The 20,003-nt window shown below is 58.7% G+C and carries 16 protein-coding genes; 7 read left to right on the forward strand and 9 right to left on the reverse strand.

The genetic code is table 11. The features are described 5' to 3' along the window. Positions 1–24 precede the first annotated feature (24 nt). Positions 25–948, reverse strand: a complete 924-nt coding sequence (choX, locus tag E2L05_RS11015) for a choline ABC transporter substrate-binding protein (protein WP_133342964.1) — start codon at positions 946–948, stop codon at positions 25–27. Between the two features lie 80 nt (positions 949–1,028). Here choX and betI point away from each other — a divergent pair, with 80 nt between their 5' ends. The 3 genes from betI to betA are packed head-to-tail and all read left to right on the forward strand — an operon-like array spanning position 1,029 to position 4,804. Next, the gene (betI, locus tag E2L05_RS11020) at positions 1,029–1,634 is read left to right on the forward strand and encodes a choline-binding transcriptional repressor BetI (protein WP_133342965.1); all 606 of its coding nucleotides are present in this window, start codon (positions 1,029–1,031) and stop codon (positions 1,632–1,634) included. Then, positions 1,631–3,088, forward strand: coding sequence for a betaine-aldehyde dehydrogenase (gene betB / locus E2L05_RS11025; RefSeq protein WP_133342966.1), 1,458 nt, complete (start codon positions 1,631–1,633; stop codon positions 3,086–3,088). The genes betI and betB overlap by 4 nt, the downstream gene beginning before the upstream one ends. A gap of 57 nt (positions 3,089–3,145) precedes the next feature. Next, complete coding sequence (betA, locus tag E2L05_RS11030) at positions 3,146–4,804, forward strand: choline dehydrogenase (protein ID WP_133342967.1); 1,659 nt, start codon at positions 3,146–3,148, stop codon at positions 4,802–4,804. 200 nt (positions 4,805–5,004) lie between these two features. Here betA and E2L05_RS11035 read toward each other — a convergent pair whose 3' ends face one another. Beyond that, entirely contained in the window at positions 5,005–5,220 is a 216-nt protein-coding gene (locus E2L05_RS11035) for a DUF1127 domain-containing protein (RefSeq protein WP_243721942.1), read from the reverse strand. 320 nt (positions 5,221–5,540) lie between these two features. Here E2L05_RS11035 and E2L05_RS11040 point away from each other — a divergent pair, with 320 nt between their 5' ends. The 4 genes from E2L05_RS11040 (at position 5,541) to E2L05_RS11060 (ending at position 8,889) form a co-directional block, all read left to right on the forward strand. Then, a complete protein-coding gene (locus E2L05_RS11040; RefSeq protein WP_133342968.1) occupies positions 5,541–6,461 on the forward strand; it encodes a ribokinase in 921 nt (306 codons plus the stop codon). Between the two features lie 229 nt (positions 6,462–6,690). After that, positions 6,691–7,695, forward strand: coding sequence for a zinc-dependent alcohol dehydrogenase (locus E2L05_RS11045; RefSeq protein WP_133342969.1), 1,005 nt, complete (start codon positions 6,691–6,693; stop codon positions 7,693–7,695). 13 nt (positions 7,696–7,708) lie between these two features. Further along, on the forward strand, positions 7,709–8,116 hold the full coding sequence (locus tag E2L05_RS11055) for a 6-pyruvoyl trahydropterin synthase family protein (protein ID WP_133342970.1): 408 nt from the start codon (positions 7,709–7,711) through the stop codon (positions 8,114–8,116). After that, positions 8,113–8,889 (forward strand): class I SAM-dependent methyltransferase, encoded by a 777-nt coding sequence (locus E2L05_RS11060; protein ID WP_133342971.1) that lies wholly within the window; start codon positions 8,113–8,115, stop codon positions 8,887–8,889. Before E2L05_RS11055 ends, E2L05_RS11060 begins: the two co-directional genes overlap by 4 nt. Here E2L05_RS11060 and E2L05_RS11065 read toward each other — a convergent pair. The 7 genes from E2L05_RS11065 to glgC all read right to left on the reverse strand — a co-directional run bounded on the left by E2L05_RS11065 (position 8,886) and on the right by glgC (position 20,000). Continuing rightward, on the reverse strand, positions 8,886–9,599 hold the full coding sequence (locus tag E2L05_RS11065) for a RibD family protein (protein WP_133342993.1): 714 nt from the start codon (positions 9,597–9,599) through the stop codon (positions 8,886–8,888). The two genes, E2L05_RS11060 and E2L05_RS11065, sit on opposite strands and share 4 nt — an antisense overlap. Before the next feature lie 128 nt (positions 9,600–9,727). Next, positions 9,728–10,840 (reverse strand): S-methyl-5-thioribose-1-phosphate isomerase, encoded by a 1,113-nt coding sequence (gene mtnA, locus E2L05_RS11070; RefSeq protein WP_133342972.1) that lies wholly within the window; start codon positions 10,838–10,840, stop codon positions 9,728–9,730. Between the two features lie 73 nt (positions 10,841–10,913). Beyond that, entirely contained in the window at positions 10,914–13,313 is a 2,400-nt protein-coding gene (gene gghA / locus E2L05_RS11075; protein ID WP_133342973.1) for a glucosylglycerol hydrolase, read from the reverse strand. Between the two features lie 11 nt (positions 13,314–13,324). Beyond that, a complete protein-coding gene (malQ, locus tag E2L05_RS11080; protein ID WP_133342974.1) occupies positions 13,325–15,226 on the reverse strand; it encodes a 4-alpha-glucanotransferase in 1,902 nt (633 codons plus the stop codon). Next, complete coding sequence (gene glgX / locus E2L05_RS11085) at positions 15,223–17,310, reverse strand: glycogen debranching protein GlgX (RefSeq protein ID WP_243721943.1); 2,088 nt, start codon at positions 17,308–17,310, stop codon at positions 15,223–15,225. Before glgX ends, malQ begins: the two co-directional genes overlap by 4 nt. Further along, on the reverse strand, positions 17,311–18,738 hold the full coding sequence (gene glgA, locus E2L05_RS11090; protein ID WP_133342975.1) for a glycogen synthase GlgA: 1,428 nt from the start codon (positions 18,736–18,738) through the stop codon (positions 17,311–17,313). After that, positions 18,735–20,000 (reverse strand): glucose-1-phosphate adenylyltransferase, encoded by a 1,266-nt coding sequence (gene glgC, locus E2L05_RS11095; protein ID WP_133342976.1) that lies wholly within the window; start codon positions 19,998–20,000, stop codon positions 18,735–18,737. The genes glgA and glgC overlap by 4 nt, the downstream gene beginning before the upstream one ends. Positions 20,001–20,003 lie beyond the last annotated feature (3 nt).

The following is a 20,003-nucleotide window of genomic DNA, read 5'->3' on the forward strand; positions in this document are numbered from 1 at the left end:
ATGCCGAGCGGCGGTTCTTCGGGTTTATTGAAGGGCCATGCGGGCAGCTTCGCGCCCATCCGATCCGTCGATATGTGTGACGCCAGCCAACCAAGTATCAAGCACATCAGGGTTTGCTTCGATCCAGGTGGCTGCGGCCTCGTTCGGGTTCATCCCGTCATTGAGGATCATCCCCATGATTTCGTTTTCCATCGCAAGGGTGAATTCAAGGTTGCTGAGCAATTTGCCGACATTCGGGCACTCTGCAACATACCCGGCACGCGTGTTGGTATAAACCGTTGCGCCGCCCAGATCGGGCCCGAACCAGTCATCGCCACCTGTCAGATAGGTCAGGTCGAAATTGGCGTTCATCGGGTGCGGCTCCCACCCCAGAAAGATAATCGGCTCGTCCCGGCGGCTGAGCCTGTCAACCTGCGCCAGCATTCCCTGTTCGGAACTTTCGCGGATATCGAAATCTGACAGTCCAAAGGCGTCAGCCTCTATCATATCAAGGATAAGGCGGTTGCCGTCATTGCCGGCTTCGATCCCATAGATCGTTTCATCAAGCGCATCGGCTTGTGCCGCAATGTCGGCAAAATCACCAATGCCCAATGCCGCGCCAGCAGCGTTGGTCGCGAGGGTGTATTTGGCACCAGTCAGGTTTGCACGAACCGTGTCCACTGTGCCTGCCTCACGATAGGGCGCGATATCGCCCTCCATCGTTGGCATCCAATTTCCCAAGAACACGTCCACATCGCCATCGGCCATGGCAGTGTATGTGACTGGAACGGATAGAACCCGAACGTCGGCTTCATAACCAAGTGCGTCGAGCACAACCGAGGCCGCGGCAGTGGTTGCGGTGATGTCGGTCCAGCCCACGTCAGAGAAGGTGACGCTGTCGCAATTGGCGGACGCAAGGCCAGCAGATGCGCTGAGCGCGAGGGCCGAAACCGTGATCTTGAAGGTCATTGAACGCTCCCGATATTTATTGATTGACGAGTCAATTAAAAGCCGAAAGATTTGGTATTGCAACAGTCAAGGTTTCTCAAATGGCACGAGCCAATGTTTCGGCGCTTAGAAAATCAGCACTCATTGCCGCAACGGTGGACCAAATTGGCAAGACTGGTTCGCTTGAGGTAACCGTGAGCCAGATCGCGCGAAAAGCCGGAGTTTCCAGTGCTTTGGCACATCACTATTTCGGGTCAAAGGAACAGCTTTTCTTGGCCGCCATGCGGGCGGTGCTTAGCGAATTCGGCAATGAAGTCCGAGCAGAGCGTTCTGGCCTTGTGGCACCTCGCGACCGTGTCGATGCCATCGTGCGCACGTGCTTTTCACCGACAAACTTCCAACCCGAAGTTGTCGCGGCCTGGCTGAATTTTTATGTTCTGGCGCAAACGTCAGATCAGGCCCACCGGCTTTTGCGGGTCTATCAGCGGCGGCTTCACTCAAATTTGCTGGCTGAACTTCGCCCTTTGGCCGGGCCGGACGCTGTGCAAGTGGCGCAGACGGTTGCGGCCCTCATTGACGGGTTTTACATCCGCCAAGCCTTGCGCAACGAAAGCTTGGATGCCACGGCGTCGATTGGTTTGGTAACCGGCTACCTCGATGCCATCCTTTGCACGACCACACATCACAGAGAGGCGCAGCGCGCATGACGGACCCGACCCCAACCGCAAGCCACTTCGTCAACGGGACATATTTTGATGACGCGAATGGCGATGAATTGCCTGTCGTGTTTCCGGCCACGGGCGAGACAATTGCAACACTCAACACGGCGACGCAGGCGACTGTCGATGCCGCATTGGACGCCGCACAAGCCGCGTTGCCGGCGTGGCGGGCCATGACCGGAACAGAGCGTGGGCGTATTCTGCGCCGGGCGGCAGATCTTCTTCGCGCGCGGAACCGCGAACTCTCTGAACTCGAAACCTTGGACACAGGCAAACCGCTGCAAGAGACGCTTGTGGCAGATGCGGCCAGCGGCGCCGATGCGTTGGAATATTTCGGCGGGATCGCGGCGGGGCTTACAGGGGAACACATCCAGCTTGCGGATGGGGATTGGGCCTATACGATGCGCGAGCCGTTGGGGGTTTGCGTTGGCATCGGCGCTTGGAATTACCCCACCCAGATCGCCTGTTGGAAGGCCGCGCCCGCGCTTGCCTGTGGCAACACCATGGTGTTCAAGCCGTCCGAAACGACACCGCTGTGTACCTTGAAATTGGCTGAAATCTTGATGGAAGCAGGCCTGCCGCCGGGTGTATTCAACGTGGTTCAGGGGCGCGGCGATGTCGGTGCAGCGCTGGTTTCAGACACGCGCGTTGCCAAGGTGTCGCTCACCGGGTCGGTTCCGACTGGGCGCAAGGTGTACGCTGCGGCGGCAGAGCAGATGAAGCACGTGACCATGGAACTTGGCGGCAAATCCCCAATGATCGTGTTTGATGATGCGGATATCGACGATGCTGTCAGTGCGGCGATCAACGGAAATTTCTATTCCAGCGGGCAGATTTGCTCCAACGGGACGCGGCTCTTGGTGCAATCCGGGATTTATGAGAGCTTTGTGGAGCGTTTGACGCGGCGTTTGACCGGCGCAGTAATTGGTGATCCGCGGGACGAGGCGACCAATTTTGGTCCAATGGTCAGTGCGATGCAGCGCGAGATTGTTCTTGGATACATCGCCAAGGGCAAGGCGGAAGGGGCGCGGCTCGTTGCAGGCGGCGACGCAATAGAAGGGCCAGGTTTCTATATGCAACCGACCGTCTTTGCCGATGTCACAGACGAGATGACAATTGCCCGCGAAGAGATTTTTGGTCCTGTGGCGAGCGTTTTTCGCTTTGAGGCGGAAGACGAGGCGCTGTCTCGTGCCAACAACACGGGCTTTGGGTTGGCTGGTGCGGTGTTTACCCGCGATCTGGCCCGTGCGCACCGTGTTGTGGCGGGGCTTGAGGCCGGAACATGTTGGATCAACACCTATAATTTGACCCCGGTTGAGATGCCTTTCGGCGGGGTAAAAGACAGTGGGGTTGGTCGCGAAAACGCCAAGGCAGCGATCGAACATTATTCGCAGTTGAAAAGCGTCTATGTCGCCATGGGGTCGGTTGAGGCGCCATTCTGAGCGGATGCACCGCTTTGGCGCGTGATCCGTGTCAGGATTTAGTAAGGAGTGAAGTAAATGGAAGCGGATTTCGTCATCGTCGGAGCCGGGTCCGCCGGCTGTGCCATTGCTTATCGATTGGCCGAGGCGGGCGCCTCTGTCCTTATTGTCGAGCATGGCGGGACGGATGCAGGCCCGCTGATCCAGATGCCGGCCGCGTTATCGTATCCCATGAACATGGCCCGGTACGACTGGGGTTACCAATCAGAGCCAGAACCGCATTTGGGGGGGCGCCGCCTTGCCACGCCGCGCGGCAAAGTGGTGGGCGGATCGTCTTCCATCAACGGAATGGTCTATGTGCGGGGCCATGCGCACGACTTCGACACATGGGCCGACATGGGGGCAGCCGGTTGGGCCTATGCCGATGTCCTGCCTTATTTCAAACGGATGGAATCATGGCATGACGGGGGCCATGGGGGTGACCCAGCATGGCGCGGGACCGATGGGCCGCTGCATGTGACCCGCGGCCGCCGCAATAATCCGCTCTTTGATGCGTTTGTGCAGGCCGGGAAGCAGGCTGGATACGAAGTGACCGGTGATTATAACGGCGAAAAGCAAGAAGGCTTCGGCCCGATGGAACAGACCGTCTGGAAGGGGCGGCGCTGGTCTGCGGCCAATGCCTATCTCAAGCCGGCCTTGAAGCGACCCAATTGCGACATTGTTCGCGGTCTTGTCGAACGGGTTGTCATTGAAGACGGTCGCGCAAACGGGGTGCAAGTGAAGCGGGGAGGAGAATCGCAGGTTCTCCGCGCGCGGCGCGAGGTGATCTTGTCGGCCGGGTCGATCAATTCGCCAAAGCTGCTCATGCTGTCGGGTATCGGCCCTGGCGCGCATCTGGCGCAACATGGAATTCCAGTCATCGCAGACCGGGCAGGCGTCGGTGCAAACCTTCAGGACCACCTGGAGCTTTACATCCAAATGGCCGCCAGCCAGCCGGTCACATTGTTCAAGTACTGGAACTTATGGGGGAAAGCGGCCATCGGGGCGCAGTGGCTTTTCACCAAAACCGGGCTTGGCGCATCGAACCAATTCGAAAGCGCGGCGTTTATTCGGTCTAAGGCTGGGATTGCGTATCCAGATATCCAATACCATTTTTTGCCAATCGCGGTCCGGTATGACGGTCAAGCCGCCGCCGAAGGCCACGGTTTTCAGGCTCATGTCGGCCCGATGCGATCAGCATCGCGCGGCGCTGTTACTCTGGCATCGGCTAATCCGGCAGACGCGCCGCGCATTGCCTTCAACTACATGTCACATCCCCAAGATTGGGAGGATTTCCGCACCTGTATACGATTGACGCGCGAAATATTTGCGCAAGAGGCATTCGCACCCTTTGTCCGGCACGAAATTCAGCCCGGCGCAGCTTTGCAAAGCAATGCGGAGCTGGACGGTTTTATCCGCGAGCACGCAGAATCGGCGTATCATCCCTGCGGGACGTGCCGAATGGGCCGCGCAGATGAATCGGGTGCAGTGGTTGATCCCCAAAATCGGGTCATTGGCGTGGATGGGTTGCGCGTTGCGGACAGCTCAATTTTCCCGCAGATCACCAACGGCAATCTGAATGGTCCATCCATCATGACTGGGGAAAAGGCATCGGACCATATTCTTGGGCGCGATCCGCTTCCAGCCGTGAACGATCGTCCGTGGGTGCATCCACAATGGCAGAAAGCCCAACGATAATAATCGGGTGGGCGGCCAAGAAAATTCTGTTTGTGCTGATAAGTTGCGACACAGATTTCGTCGCAGTCCTAGAGGTCTGGCATTGACGGTTTTTCCGATCGGCCGGTCAAGGAAACCCTAGGCTTTAAGCCCCAGACAAATGGGGGCGGCCCGGCACCGCGGCTCGAATTTGAGCAAATCGCGGAGGCCGGGCGCTGGTATCAGGCTTGGTCTGCGGCCTGACGGGCAATCGTTGCAATGTCTGCGCGCGAAATGTTGAGGTCGTTCAGTTCGCGATCGTTGAGCATGGACAGCTCGTCAAATGTGCGGCGATAGATGCTGCGGCGCGCGCGCTGTGTGCGAAGGGCTTCTGCGATTGACTGGAAACGCTGCGCGAAGCCACTTTCGAAACGGGTGATATCTGTCATGAAGGCCATTGCCATTCTCCTGTAAGTCGAGTGCGGAACAGTCCGCCTGTATGACCCTAGATGTAGTCAAATGCTGCGAGTGCACAATGGATGTGTTGGAAATGCTGCTATGCAGAAAATGCAGGTCGCTAACAGCGTGGAACGGGGCCCGAATGCCTTCCGAGGCGCGTTTTGCATCGTCGCGATAGCAGGCTTTGAGCTTTCGCACTGGGGACAAGACCGCTAGTCTTGAATCGGCTACGGGAGAGCCAAAGACGTCACAGATGCGCGTCGTACGGAGGCTTCGCCTTTTTCGCTTAGCGCGGTCCGAAACCTTTAGGAGTTGGTAAATGTCATCACCCGTTGTGATCCTCGGCGTTTTTGTGGCCGACACCTCGTATCGCGCAGACCGGATGCCGAAGCTGGGCGAGACAATTCTGGGGCAGGGGTTCGCACTCGGCCCCGGTGGAAAGGGATCAAATCAAGCCGTGGCGGCTGCTTGCGCTGGAGCAGACGCACGGATCTTGACCCGGCTCGGGCGCGACACCTTCGCCGCGATTGCGCGTGATGTCTGGGCTAAGGCCGGAGTGCGGGATCACGCGTTAGAACAGCCAGAGGGCTATACCGGCGCAGCCTTCATCTTTCTTGAGGCGGAAACCGGCCAGAACGCAATTATCGTCAGCCCGGGCGTCGCCGAGGATTTGTCAGCGCAGGACGTAGAGGCTTGGGGCAGCGTGATCGACACGGCTGGCGTCGTCATGACACAGTTGGAACAGCCGATGCCTGCGGCTCAGGCGTTCTTGGCGCGGGGGCGTGCTGCGGGCGCTGTCACGATCCTGAACCCAGCGCCTGCTGCGTCATTGCCGGATGGCATGTTGGCAATGTGCGATTACGTGACCCCTAACGAGTCTGAAGCAGAGGGGCTGACAGGCATCTCTGTGCAAACGGTCGACGATGCGCGCCGGGCCGCAGATGCGCTGATCGAACAAGGGGCAGGGGCCGCGATCATCACGTTGGGAGAAAAGGGGGCCTTGCTGCATGGGCCGGACCAAAGTGTGCATGTGCCTATATTGAAGGCTGGGCCTGTCTGCGAAACTACAGGCGCAGGAGATGCGTTGAACGGTGCCTTCGCAGCAGCTTTGGCCGAGGGGCTTAGCCCGGTCGATGCGCTTCGATTTGGCGTTGCGGCGGCGTGCATATCGGTGACGCGGCCCGGCGCAGCCGCATCGATGCCCACGCGCGAAGAGATCCGTGCGCATCTGAACGCCTGATCACACGTGTTGCTCGGGTCGGCAGGAACGCTCCCGTCCGTCTTCGACATTTGCCATGTCTCATCCCGTTGGGCCCGGCCCTGCGCGCGCGGGCGCGCAGGGAGGTTGCGCGTGTTGCGAGCGCAGGTATGCCTTTCGACTGAGTCCGGCCTAGCATTGCGACAATCAGCGACGAAATCCGCATGACTGGGATTGCGCATTGCGGTCCAACGCCCCAGACAGTGAACACATGGGTTTGAAATACGACGGCGGAGATCGGGCGATGACAGCACAGGCGCTTTGGACGGTGGCGCAGAATACGTTCGCGCTTCGCCCAGTCGCGTTATCCGATGGCGAACCCGGCAATGTGACGCTGAAAGCGCTTTATTCCGGGGTTAGTCGCGGAACAGAAGGGCTGGTAGCGCGGGGCGGCGTACCCGAAAGTGAGTGGCACCGCATGCGCTGCCCGTTTCAAGAGGGCGACTTTCCCTTTCCAGTGAAGTACGGATACGCCTTTGTTGGCGAGATCATAGACGGCCCTTCCGAGCGGTTGGGCCAGCGGTGTTTTGCCCTGCACCCCCATCAAAGCCACGCGGTGCTGCCGGGCGCAGCGGCGGTGCCTTTACCGAACGCTTTGCCAGCGCGGCGGGCCGTTCTTGCGGCCAACATGGAAACCGCAGCGAATATTGTGTGGGACAGCGGAGCAGGCCCGGGAGATCGCGTTTTGATTGTTGGTGCCGGTGTTGTCGGGCTTTTGACAGCGCATATCATCGCCGGTATGCCCGGTGCTGATGTAACCATTGTTGATGTAAATCCGGCTCGCAAGTCGCTTGCGGACACGCTGGGGGTGCAATTTTCGCTACCCGATGCCGCGCCGAGGGACATGGACATCACGATCAACACATCCGCCAGCGCCGCGGGCCTTCGGCTGGCTCTTGAAGCTGCGGGTCGGTCTGCGCGCGTCGTGGAAGCCAGTTGGCACGGGAGCAATGACGTGGCCTTGCCACTTGGTGGCGCGTTCCATTCCAAACGTTTGTCCATCGTGTCGAGCCAGGTTGGCGATATACCCGCTGACCGCAAGGCGCGATGGGACTATACACGCCGTCTTTCAATGGCCTTGCGGCTTTTGGCACAGGCACCTCAGCTTGAAGCGCTGCTCACCCATGAGATTCCTTTTGCAGATGCTCCTGCGCGTCTGCCAATTTTGCTTGCACCGGGGGCAGAGGCTTTGTGCCCTGTCCTGACTTACCCCTGAACGGAGACACCGTATGTTCGCACTTGAAGTCCGAGACCACATCATGATCGCGCATTCCTTGCCGGGCGAGGCTTTTGGCCCGGCCCAAGGCATGCACGGTGCAACCTTTGTGATCGATGTGGCGTTCTTCCGCGAGACGCTGACCGAGAATGACATTGTTGTAGATATCGGTCTGGCCGCCGAAGCCCTTGGCCGTGTGACAGCGACTGTGAACTACAAGAACCTGGACGAGTTGGATCTTTTCGGCGGAAAACGATCCACCACAGAAGTGCTGTGCAAATACGTGTTTGATGCAATGGCGGCTGAAATCGCGGCGGGCCGTTTGGGTGAGGATGCGCGCGAGATTACCAAACTGAAGGTGACGTTGAACGAAAGCCATGTGGCAAGGGCATGGTTGGAAGGGCCGGTCGCGCAGGGATGAGTGGGTTCTCAGCCGACTGGCTTGCTCTACGCGAACCTGCAGACAGCCGGTCCCGGTCGCGCGACTTGATTGACCGGGCAGGGGCGATGCTTGCCCAACATACTGCGCCGCTCGTGTGTGATCTGGGGTCTGGCACGGGGGCTGGGATGCGTGCCTTTGCGCCTTCCTTTCCGAAGGACACACAGTGGTTACTGACCGATCATGACCCGGAAACACTGGCAATTGCGGGGGCGGCTAAGGGGGTAAAGACTGCCTTGGCTGATCTTTCCGCAGATCCCGCGCCGTGGCCAGAGGCGTGCCGCCTTGTGACAGCAACGGCGCTGTTTGATTTGGCGGCTCCAGAATGGATTAACAAACTGGCAGACCGGTTGGCCGAAGACAAGCTGCCAGTGTTGGCGTGTCTGACCTATGATGGGCGGCTTGGCTTTGCGCCTGCTATGGGCGGTGACGCTGCGCTTTCAGCGGCGTTTAATCGTCATCAACGGGGCGACAAGGGGCTGGGCGGGCCGGCAGCGGGCCCTGGTGCGGCTGTTGCGCTGGCCAGGGCTTTGTCTGCCCGCGGGTATAAAGTGCAGATGGAAGACAGCGCGTGGCGCCTCCAAGCGCCGCGTGACACGTTGTTGATGAAAGAACTGATACGCGGCTGGTCCGACGCCATGAAAGGCCTTGTGGGTGACGAGGTTGCACAGCGTTGGTGCGACATGCGACTGGCGAACACGACGCGCTTGACTATCGGCCACACAGATATTTTCGCAACGCCGCCGAAAGGTTAAGTGTTGAACCGGCAGGCCACCAGAAAATCGCCATCGTCAAAGACATGCGTGTCGGTGTGCGGTCGCGGTGCGTCATCTAGAGAGGCCAGAGGAGGCAGCGTCAGACCTGCCTTGCCTGAGCCAATTATCACCCGGCCATAAAGTAAATGCAGCGAGTCAACTGCGCCTTCGGCAAGGAAACGACCGAGGGTGTCCGCCCCGCCTTCGACCAAAACGCGATGCAGGCCCTGGTCCGCCAGATGCCCGATAATGCGCTTTGCGGTCAGCGGCCCCTTTGGGACCGCAATTTTTTCGACGCCATCCGGCAAATCAGCAGCACCGCCCAATACGATCCTGCGCGCGCCGGATGCAGACCAGATCTTTGCGCCCCGACCGATTCGTCCGTTTGGGTCAATCACCACTCGCGCGGGATCGCGTCCGTCGCAGTGGCGCACGGTCAGTTGTGGGTCGTCAGCCTCAACAGTGCCAGCGCCGACAATTACCGCATCCACAAGCGCGCGAATACGGTGCAGATGATGCAAAGCCTCGGTACCGTTGATGTACCGGGATTCGCCACTTTCGGTCGCGATGCGCCCGTCAAGTGACAAACCAAGCTGCCCGATGATATGTGGTCGGCCTTTGCGCCGGGCCTCAAGCAAGGGACCGAAGGCTCTGTGCAGCGCCGAGGATGACTCACCAACCGGAAGGGTCGGCGCAGTCTCGTCGATCATATGTTTCCAGGCCAAGTCCTGCATTGTATTGTTCGTCTCCAGTATCGGCGCTTTGCGATTAACACCCTATGTTTGAGTAAACTATAGTTGCAGCAAAGGGAAAGTCGCGCCACGGACACGTGATCACGTCACGATGCGCGAGAATTCGCGCGTGCGAGGTCTGGAAAGAGCGCGGTAAGCGCATCCTCGCTTGCGGCGCAGACCCCGCGTTCGGTGATCAAGCCCGTAACAAGCCGGGCGGGTGTGACATCAAACGCCGGATTCCCGACCGCGCTGCCCTCTGGCGTCACCTGCACGGGTGAGATGCCGCCATCCGGTGCGCGACCCTGAATATGGCTGACTTCTGTTGCAGGGCGATCTTCGATTGGTATTTCGCCCACCCCATCTGCGACGCGCCAGTCAATGGTGGGTGAGGGCAGGGCCACATAGAAAGGGATGTCGTTGTCACGTGCGGCCAACGCTTTAAGGTAGGTGCCGATCTTGTTGCATACGTCGCCAGTTGCAGTTGTGCGGTCAGTCCCGGTAATCACCATGTCCACCAACCCGTGCTGCATCAGGTGCCCGCCTGCGTTGTCGGTGATGTAGCTGTGGCCAATCCCGTGACTGCCAAGCTCCCAAGCTGTGAGCGCCCCTTGATTGCGCGGGCGTGTCTCGTCGACCCAGACATGCAGGGGAATGCCCGCATCTGCGGCTTGGTACATCGGGCTGGTGGCGGTGCCCCAATCCACGGTTGCGAGCCAACCGGCGTTGCAATGGGTCAAAAGACGCACCGGCTCTCCTGCAGGTTTTTGGCTTGCAATGTCGCGGATCAGGCTCAGCCCGTGCAGGCCAATCTGTCTGTTGATCTCGACATCTTCGTCGGCAATGGCATCAGCCAGCTGCCGTGAGGCCATGGCCCGCTCGTGCTCTGGCAGCGGGCGAAGCGCGGTTCGGCATCGATCCAAAGCCCAGGCCAGATTGATCGCGGTTGGCCGCGTTGCGTTCAACACCGCGTGCACGTGGTCCAGATGGCTGTCGCTGGCGTTTTTTGCCATCTCGGATGCGACGCCATAAGCGGCTGTCGCCCCAATCAACGGCGCGCCGCGCACCCACATATCTCTGATCGCACCTGCAAACTCTTCCAGGGTGTTCAGCGCGGCAACGCGAAATTCATGAGGTAGCCACCGCTGGTCAATGATCCGAACTTCGTCGCTGGCCGCATCGCGCCAGATTGATCTGTAACTGACGCCATCGACCTTCATTACATTCCCTTTTTTGGTCCGAAGTGCTGCAAAGCAACCCAATGATTGCCCCAAGGCGAGGCGTGGGCAAGCTTCAAGATGCGGCTGGGTCCCGCTCGAACATCAATGCCATGCTGTCGCGCAAGGTGATGGGACCGCCGATATACTCGGACCCGATCGAAGGTGTCCTTAGGCGCAAGTTCCACCCAAAGCCGTCCAGACCCGGAATTGGTAGTCGCAAGGGATCAAAATCCCCAGTCTCGCCGCCTTCCATATGGGCAATGATGAAGGTTTGCTTCCCGTCCGGCGCATGCCGCAAGCACGTAAAGACAGTGCGCCCGTCTATTGGCTGCATGTAGTCGAAATGGTCCTTCGGCCCCAGATTATTACGCAGCCACCGGTTCGCACGCCGGTATTTACGTAATTCGAACATGTACTCGGTCTGCACTGGATCGAGGCTCGACACGGAATTGGACACGTTACAATACTCGTGCATGTCGTCCATCCACGCCCGCGCAATGTGCTTGAGTTCCTGCGCTGTAAAATAGGACGGACCTGCCAGTTTTGGCTCTACCGAATTGAGCAGATCCGGGATCACGTTCAGATCATAGGCGGTCACTTCGACCAGTGCGGGCAGAAATTCGAAAAACCGAAGAAGGTCCTCGCGGGTTTCGAAGCCAATCTCCTTGAGGCGGCGAAAGTTCTGGGGAACGGAGTAACTGTACTCATCCACCTGCCAGGTCAGGCTGATCGCTTCTTCTGCGACAACCTTCACGCCATATTTGTCGTCCTGATTGCGGATAAAGCCCCAACTTGCACGGCTTGTCGCGTTCAAAAAATCCATCGGCACGCCGGGAAACGCACCATAGGTCAGCATGGATACGGCCGGGTTGTCATACGCCTTGTCAAGGATATCCATCTTGGTGTCACCAAGGCGGGTGTTGATGTTCAGTTTCGGGCTGACCTGCGTTCCGCGTCGCAGCGTGTCGTGGTTCGCGGTGCCGGAAATCCAGTTTGATCCAACTTCAAGCATCTCGCGGATGCGCCAGTATTTTGACAGCCAAAACCCATAGATGAACGGCGTGTTATGCGCAAAAGTCAGCGGCCCCCACTGAAACACATCGGGGTCAATGTCGCGCATGTTTTCGGTCACGGCGCGATATGTCGAAGACAGTTCCCAATCTTCTTGCGGCCAAGGGCGCCCGTCTTCGAAAACGAACCATGGGCGGAAGGCGGTGCCGGCCACTTCTTGCGGCAACAGCGCCATTTGATGCAGATATTCATCGTCGTGCTGCATGGTCTGTGTTGCGGGGTCGTACCATTTGAAATCCTGCGCCCCATCGACCCGCACGCCATCTGCGCCGAAATTGACCTTACGGCGTTGCATTTCCAGAAGGATCGCGCGTACCGCCGGATTTCGATAGTCAAGGTTTTGACCGTACATGTTCGGCCCGGCAAAGAAATGCGGGTTCAATGCGCCAAGGCCCTGATTGTCGGAATGCCCGAAGACCACATCGACGATCAGCATTTTGCGCTTTTTGGGAAAGTTGTGCAGGACTGCGGCAAGGTCTACCAGCTCATCCGGGCGCCCCGTTTCCAGCAAAACAGGATTGACGGTCGCCATGCCCGCAATCACCACGTCATAGCCCCAGTTTGTAGTGTCAGGCCGGGTCAGGCTGACCGTGGTGTAGTCAATGCCTTTGGGGTCTTCTTGCCAAAAGTCAGGCCCGGTTTCATAGACTGTTGTGGGTTCCACAGGAAGCAGTTGAACCGCGTCATACCCAAGGTAAAGCTGGTCTGATGGTTCAAGCGGCAAATCCGACGCAAACCGTTCTGCCAATCTTTCGAATTGCCGGGTAAGGGCAGCAAGCGTTCCCCCGGCCGTTGCCGTAGGGACATGAATTTGCAGAATATTGCAGGGCGGATCAAACTTGTGAGGCTTGCCGCCGGCGGCCTCTCTCAGTTCGGCATAATAGTCCAGATCTTTGCGCGCGGCCTGCATGGCGTCCAGGTCGTACAGCTCTGCAGGGGCGAACGCGCCAAAGGGCAGTGACATGGCAAGAGGGTCAAGGATGCGGTGCCATTCGCCGTGGGCATCGCGCCAAACAAGGGAATAGAAATCACCCACGCGGTCACGGCTTCCGGCGATCATGCCGTCCACAACGCAGAATGTATGCGCTTCATAGCGCGCCACGGGCACATAGACCCGTGCGAATGTCACATCCTGATGAGCGCGGGTCAGGTCCAGCGATTCAACCGGGGACAATACTTCAAGGAACACGTCGCCATCTGAAACGCGGTGATCCAACAACTCTGGCGTCCAAAAGCCAAAGGTCGCGCTGCCATCCGCGCGACTGTGAGCCCCAAGGCGTTTCGCTATCTCGCATTCACCATCAAAGGCGGTTTCGGCCGAATTGAGGGTTTTTGCGCACCAGTCGGCAAGGGCGCGTGCGGCGTCTGCATCGGCGTGAAGGCGATCGGCGAGGTCTGTCATGAAGGCTCCTGTCAGGGGCTGTCCCGGCGCATCAAAGCGCAGGTGCGCAGCACATCGGGATTTTGGCCAAGGGCGGCTGCTGAGACGGGCAAACGGCGACGCCAGTTAGGATGCGCGTCAATCGTACCCGGAAGGTTCGGCTGTTCGGTTACCCCCAGCATATCTTCTGCTTGGATGGCCACAAGGGTTGCCGAGCTTAGGGCAAGCGCACGGTGCAGACTGTCGGCAGACCCGTCAGTTGTGCCATAAATTGCATCAAAAGCGGCGACCTCGGCGGCGCGTTCCGCCTTGGCAATAGGCAATTGGTCTTCGGGCAGGTGTCCGATCTGCGCCCACCATTCAAGGTCGCGGCCCGCGCGCCAGCCTTTCCATGTGGGCAAATCGTGGCTTGCAAACGACGCAAGCGTCAGCGGGTCATACGTTGCGGGCGCGGAATAGACCGGCGGCGTTCCATTCCGTTCGAACATCGCGACACGGCATCCCAATATGCCGGCGTCTTCCATATCTTCACGCAGCCCGTCCGGCACGTTCCCAAGGTCTTCGCCAACGACCCATCCGCCTGCGCGTGCCGCTTCGACCCGTGCAATGGCCAACAGCGCGGCCTTTGGCATCGTGACATAGGCGCCGGGCGCGTCACCTTCGGGAACCCAAAAGGCCCGATCGAACCCCAGAACATGGTCAATTCGAAGCAATTTGGCATAGCGGAATTGGGCACGCAGCGTTTCGATAAAGGGCGCAAATCCCTGTGCGATCAGGGCGCGTGGATTGAACGGGGCAATGCCCCAACTCTGACCGCCGGGCGAAAATGCATCGGGCGGCGCACCAAGGGAAACACCGCGTGCAAAGGCATCTGGCTGCGCCCAAGTCTCGGCCCCGCCGGGATGTGTGCCGACCGCAAGGTCAAGATACAGACCGAAGCGCATCTCGACACCGGCTGCGGCTTCTCGCACTGTATCAAGTTGCTGGGCTGCCATGTTTTGTGCCCAAACATGGAATGCAACGGCTTCAGCATGTTCTTGAGCAAACATAGCGACGTGTTCAGAAGCCGGGTCCTGTAACTCTGTCGGCCATTCCGGCCAAAGGGGTCCGTGGCGGTCTGCAATGGCTTGATGCACTGCAAAGAGATGCAAGGAAGGGTCGCGCGCAGCGGTGCTGTCCAAACCGGCTCTGGTCTGCGGGTCCAGTGCCGCGAATGCCGCCCTGAGCGCAGCCATCTGAGCAGGGCGGTCCGCCATATAGTCGATCAGATCGCTTTGGCTGCCGCTGACGCCGGGCACGGCGATATGGGCAATGCTCAATCGTTGGCGGCTGGACGGGGAGTAAGGGCTGAAGGCCTTTGGATCCGTTGGAAACCCGGCATGAATTGGGTTTATGCCGACGAAATCCGCACCGGCCTGACCTAATCCCTCGACGGCTTGCGCAAGGTCCATATAGCTGCCAAAGCCGCCTTCTTGTGCTGTACGCAGCCCGTAAAGCGCAAGGGTAACACCCCAGCTCTTGGGGGGCGTGGTCAGGGTACGGGGTGCTGCGATCACCAGCGTGCGCCGCCCGTCCTGTTCCAGCGTATGATAGCCATTTTGCAGCGGTGGCAGAGCGATGTGGCCCTGTCCAGTTCCGCGCGTCTCTTCGCCGTCTTCCGTCCACAGAACCCACGGGCCAGCGCCGTCCAATGTCGATGCAACCCCGGATTGCACCACGATCCATCCTGCATAGCCGTCGTTCGGGCCGCGCCTGAGCGCAGCAAGGCTGTTGACGGCGTCGACGTCAGTTTCGGCGGGCAGACCCATCGCGGCCAGAAGCGCGCGCGCGCTTTGCGGTGTTGTCAACCGCTCCTGCTGTGTGACGTCCTTGAACCGAAGCAGGATGCCTGCTGCATTGACCAATTCGCCTAATGCGCTGCCAGCGTCGATCATTCGCGCGCATCCAGCCCGAAGACCGTCACCGAATTGGCAGATAATTTGACAACATCGCCTGTGCGTTCGTCCCGCACAGGTGGCGTTCGAGATGTGTCCACACAGCGCAGCCAGCGCCCGCCATTGCCCGGATCTGGCAGCCGAAAGTCCAGCCTGTCACCGCGATTGAACGCCAAAAGCAAAGCTGTTTCCAGAACGTCATAGTCAGGTGTTGCCCCTGCGGTCCGCATTTCAACAACGATGTGGTTCAGGTCTGGATTTTCCCAATCCTCAGAGGTCATGGGTTCGCCATCAGCGCGCCACCAAAACAAATCTGGCTTGCCGTCAATGGCCCTTTCTTCAGCGTGAAGGAACAGCTTTTGCCGCAGGATCGGATGCTCCTTACGGAAGGCGATCATGGCGCGGGTGAAATCCAGCATGGTTTCATCGGCATTCGCCCAATCAATCCAGCTGATTTCGTTGTCTTGGCAATAGGCGTTGTTGTTGCCGTTCTGGCTATTTCCAAGTTCATCCCCGGCCAAGATCATCGGCGTGCCCTGACTGAGCAGCAAGGTCGCCATCATGTTGCGACGACGGCGCGAGCGGGCCGCTGAGATGCGCCTGTTCTTGGTGGGGCCTTCAGCGCCCATGTTGTCGGAGTAATTCTCACCATGGCCATCGCGATCGTCTTCGCCGTTGGCCATGTTATGCTTAGTATTGTAGCTGACCACATCGCTCAGCGTGAACCCGTCATGGGCCGTCAAAAGATTGACCGACGCCGTTGCTGGACGCCCGGAATGGTCGAATTGCTGCGCTGAGCCGGTCAATCGGTCGGCAAGGTCGGGGGCCAAGCCTGAATCGCCGCGCCAGAACCGACGGACACCGTCCCGGAACTTGTCGTTCCATTCCAGAAATGGGGGAGGAAACGCGCCCAGTTGATAGCCGCCAGGGCCAATATCCCATGGCTCTGCAATCAGGCGCACATCAGATAGAACTGGATCTTGCCGCAGGGCATCAAAGAAAGCGGAACCCCGGTCAAACCCGCCATCGCCCGTGCGGCCCAAGGTCGAGCACAGATCAAAGCGGAACCCGTCAACATGCATGACCTCAACCCAGTATCGCAGGCTGTCCATTACCATCCGCAGCACCATCGGATGATCAAGGTTCAGCGTGTTTCCGGTGCCGGTGTCGTTGATGTAATAGCGCGGGTCATCCGCAAGCCTGTAGTAGCTCGAGTTGTCGAGCCCGCGAAACGCCAGTGTCGGGCCTTTTTCGTTGCCTTCGCCGGTATGGTTATAAACGACGTCAAGCAGCACCTCGATCCCGGCGCTGTGCAGGCGGGCGACCATTTGCTGAAACTCGGCGACTTGTCCGTCCAGCATATAGCGAGGGTCGGGCGCAAAGAAGCCAAGGCTCTGGTAGCCCCAATAATTTGTCAGCCCTTTGTCGACCAGAAAGCGATCATTCAAAAACGCCTGAACCGGCAGCAGTTCAAGCGCCGTTATGCCAAGTTTTGTGTAATGCTCCAGCATCACATCCGAGGCCACACCAAGAAAGGTACCGGGCAGGGCAACATCGGGGTGGTTTGCTGTCAGGCCTTTGACATGCGCCTCATAAATGATGCTCTCGCGCGTGCGGGTCCTTGGGCGCCTATCGCCGCCCCATTCAAACGACGGATCGACCACGACCGATTTTGGCATGTAGGCTGCGCTGTCGCGGGTGTCGAAACTCAGATCATCCTCACCGGCGACATACCCCAGCAGCGCGTCGTGCCAGATGGGGTGACCGGTCAGCCGTTTGGCGTAAGGATCGACCAGAAGCTTGTTCGGGTTGAACCTGTGCCCCGCTGCCGGGTCATAGGGCCCATGTGCGCGGTAGCCGTAAAGCTGGCCGGGCCTTAGACCTGAAATATAGCCGTGCCAGACATCGCCGTTGCGTTCTGGCATGTCGTGGCGCGCAATTTCCACGGTGCCGTCGTTTGAGTAAAGGCACAACTCCATCCGGGTCGCATTCTGCGAGAAGATGGCGAAATTGACCCCGTCTCCGTCGAAAGTTGCGCCGACCGGATTCGACCGGCCAACGCTCATCGTGGTATTTTTTGCCATTTAAGTACTGTCCGCGAGGTCCTTATAAAGGGCGGCATATGCCGCGCCAGAGCTTTCCCACCCTACGGAATGACGCATGGCATTGCGGCGCATCTTCGTCCAGACCTTGCTATCAGAAAAGAGGCTGCAAAGGCGCAACAGCCCATCGTGCAGGCAATCTGCCGTCAAAGGACTAATCGTGAGCCCCGTGGCGACACCTGCTTTCACCCCGGCATCGGACGCATTGATGACCGTATCGGCCAAGCCGCCAGTCAGGGCAACGACAGGAATGGTGCCATAGCGCAGGCCGTAAAGCTGCGTCAGCCCGCAAGGTTCAAACCGGGATGGGATCAGAATTGCGTCGGCCCCGGCCATCATCCGATGAGACAAAGCCTCGTCATAGCCCAGTTTCACGGACACATTGGCAAACCGGGCGGCACAGGATTGCCATGCACTTTCCAATTCCGGCTGACCGCTGCCCAAAAGCGCAAGTCGCCCGCCGTTCTCGGTGAGTGCGGGAAGAGCGTCGATCAACAGATCAAGGCCCTTTTGCTCGGTCAATCGCGAGACGACGATGCAAAGTGGCCCGTCGCCATCAGGCAAACCAAATTCTTCTTGCAGCGCGATCTTGTTGGGGGCCTTTCCCTTGGGCGTGCGATATGTCCTGATTTCGGGATCTGTTTCAGGGTTCCATGCATCAAGGTCTATGCCGTTCAGAATGCCGACCAAATCGTCACGGCGATCGCGTAAAACCCCCTGCAGCCCCATGCCGAATTCTTCGGTGAGCAATTCGCGTGCATAGGTTGGGCTTACGGTGGTCAGCTTGTCCGCATTGAGAAGGCCAGTTTTGAGTGCACTGATCTGGCCGTAATACTCGGCCGAGTTGGGGTGAAAGTCCGACGCATCAATCCGCATGGAGTTCAATCGCCATGGCGGCGCAAGCCCCTGAAAAGCGATGTTGTGAATGCTCAGCACGGATTTGGTGCCGGGGGAATGGCGTCGCAGGTAATACGGAGCAAGCCCTGCCTGCCAGTCATGGCCGTGCACGATATCGGGCTTCCAGCCATCTTCAACGCCGTCTCGAGCGATCAACATGGCGGCCCAGCTCAGGGCCGCAAACCGTTCTGGGTTATCGGGCCAGTCACGCCCGTCAGGCCCAAGATACGGGCTGCCGTCGCGCATGAAAAGATGCGGTGCGTCGAGGATCAGAAGATCAAGACCAGCGGCAGTTGCAGCAAGGATTCTGCCATTTCCGCCGAACAGATCGGGCAGCGTGGCGACCACTTCGGTTTCGGCAATTTGGTCCATTACCTTGGGATAGCCCGGCAACAGGGTTTTGATCGTGCACCCATGGGGGGCCAAGGCAGCGGGCAAAGCGCCCGCCACATCGGCCAACCCGCCGGTCTTGATCAACGGCGCACATTCCGATGCGACGGAGAGGACTTTCATTCTGCGGCGGCCTTCCTGTCCAGCATGTCTTGAGTAATAAGCGTGACGCCACCTTCTGAAACACGGAACCATTTTCCGTCTTCTTCCGGGTCTTGCCCGACGACCAACCCCTGCGGAATAATCACGCCGCGGTCGATCACGACATTTCTAAGCTGTGCATGCCTGCCAACTTCAACATATGGCAGCGCAACCACCCCCTCCAGAGCCGCGAAGGAATTCGTGTGTACTTGGGTAAACAGCACTGAATTTCGAACGTCCGTGCCGGAAATGATGCAGCCGCCAGCCACCAGAGAAGACACAGCAGACCCGCGCCGTTTTTCTTCGTTATGGATGAATTTGGCGGGTGGAACGCTTTCCGAATAGGTCCAGATTGGCCATTCCTTGTCCCACAGGTCGAGATCCGGATTGAAATCGGTCAGATCGATATTCGCCTTCCAAAAGGCGTCAATCGTACCAGCGTCACGCCAGTATGCCGGGGCGTCTGGCGAGCTTTTGACACAGCTGTCCGTGAATCGATGCGCCATCGCCTTGCCGTTCTTGACGATACCAGGGATCAGGTCGCCGCCAAAATCATGGGTGGAATTCTTGTCCTCGGCATCGGCAATCAGCAATTCGCGCAAGAATTTCCACGAGAAGACATAAATCCCCATCGATGCGAGCGAAATATTGGGGTCTTCAGGCGTGGCAGGCGGATTTTCTGGTTTTTCAAGAAACTCTGTGATCTGGCCAGTGGCGTCTACGCCCATCACGCCAAAAGCCTTTGCTTCGTCGCGCGGAACGGTCAAGCAGCCGACTGTGACATCCGCGCGGCTATCCACGTGCTGACGGATCATCAGCTCGTAATCCATTTTATAGATGTGGTCCCCGGCAAGGATCAGCACGTAATCCACATCATAATCGTCTACGATGTCGATATTCTGTGCCACGGCATCTGCGGTGCCCCGATACCATTTGTCGTCCACGCGCTGCGATGCGGGCAGAATATCAAGATACTCGTTGCGTTCCGCGCGGAAAAAGTTCCAGCCGCGCTGGCAGTGACGTATCAGGCTGTGGGCTTTGTACTGTGTCGCAATTGCCATTTTCCGGATGCCGGAATTCAGAGCATTTGAAAGCGCGAAATCGATGATCCGAACTTTGCCGCCGAAGTAAACCGCCGGCTTGGCGCGCCGGTCGGTCAGTTCCTTCATCCGTGACCCGCGACCGCCTGCCAGAACAAAAGCCATTGTCCGGCTGGATAGCCGGTTATGCGATGGGTGATCCATGAT

The sequence above is a fragment of the Meridianimarinicoccus aquatilis genome (assembly GCF_004358675.1).
Classification (GTDB): Bacteria; Pseudomonadota; Alphaproteobacteria; order Rhodobacterales; family Rhodobacteraceae; genus Meridianimarinicoccus; species Meridianimarinicoccus aquatilis.

Bases quoted from the DNA above. Each gene is read 5' to 3' on its own strand.
- betA (WP_133342967.1), top strand. From the start codon at position 3,146: ATGGAAGCGGATTTCGTCATCGTCGGAGCCGGGTCCGCCGGCTGTGCC.
- betB (WP_133342966.1), top strand. From the start codon at position 1,631: ATGACGGACCCGACCCCAACCGCAAGCCACTTCGTCAACGGGACATAT.
- gghA (WP_133342973.1), bottom strand. From the start codon at position 13,313: ATGACAGACCTCGCCGATCGCCTTCACGCCGATGCAGACGCCGCACGC.
- malQ (WP_133342974.1), bottom strand. From the start codon at position 15,226: ATGATCGACGCTGGCAGCGCATTAGGCGAATTGGTCAATGCAGCAGGC.
- E2L05_RS11060 (WP_133342971.1), top strand. From the start codon at position 8,113: ATGAGTGGGTTCTCAGCCGACTGGCTTGCTCTACGCGAACCTGCAGAC.
- E2L05_RS11045 (WP_133342969.1), top strand. From the start codon at position 6,691: ATGGGTTTGAAATACGACGGCGGAGATCGGGCGATGACAGCACAGGCG.
- E2L05_RS11035 (WP_243721942.1), bottom strand. From the start codon at position 5,220: ATGGCCTTCATGACAGATATCACCCGTTTCGAAAGTGGCTTCGCGCAG.
- choX (WP_133342964.1), bottom strand. From the start codon at position 948: ATGACCTTCAAGATCACGGTTTCGGCCCTCGCGCTCAGCGCATCTGCT.
- E2L05_RS11040 (WP_133342968.1), top strand. From the start codon at position 5,541: ATGTCATCACCCGTTGTGATCCTCGGCGTTTTTGTGGCCGACACCTCG.
- glgX (WP_243721943.1), bottom strand. From the start codon at position 17,310: ATGGCAAAAAATACCACGATGAGCGTTGGCCGGTCGAATCCGGTCGGC.
- glgC (WP_133342976.1), bottom strand. From the start codon at position 20,000: ATGGATCACCCATCGCATAACCGGCTATCCAGCCGGACAATGGCTTTT.
- mtnA (WP_133342972.1), bottom strand. From the start codon at position 10,840: ATGAAGGTCGATGGCGTCAGTTACAGATCAATCTGGCGCGATGCGGCC.
- E2L05_RS11055 (WP_133342970.1), top strand. From the start codon at position 7,709: ATGTTCGCACTTGAAGTCCGAGACCACATCATGATCGCGCATTCCTTG.
- E2L05_RS11065 (WP_133342993.1), bottom strand. From the start codon at position 9,599: ATGATCGACGAGACTGCGCCGACCCTTCCGGTTGGTGAGTCATCCTCG.
- betI (WP_133342965.1), top strand. From the start codon at position 1,029: ATGGCACGAGCCAATGTTTCGGCGCTTAGAAAATCAGCACTCATTGCC.
- glgA (WP_133342975.1), bottom strand. From the start codon at position 18,738: ATGAAAGTCCTCTCCGTCGCATCGGAATGTGCGCCGTTGATCAAGACC.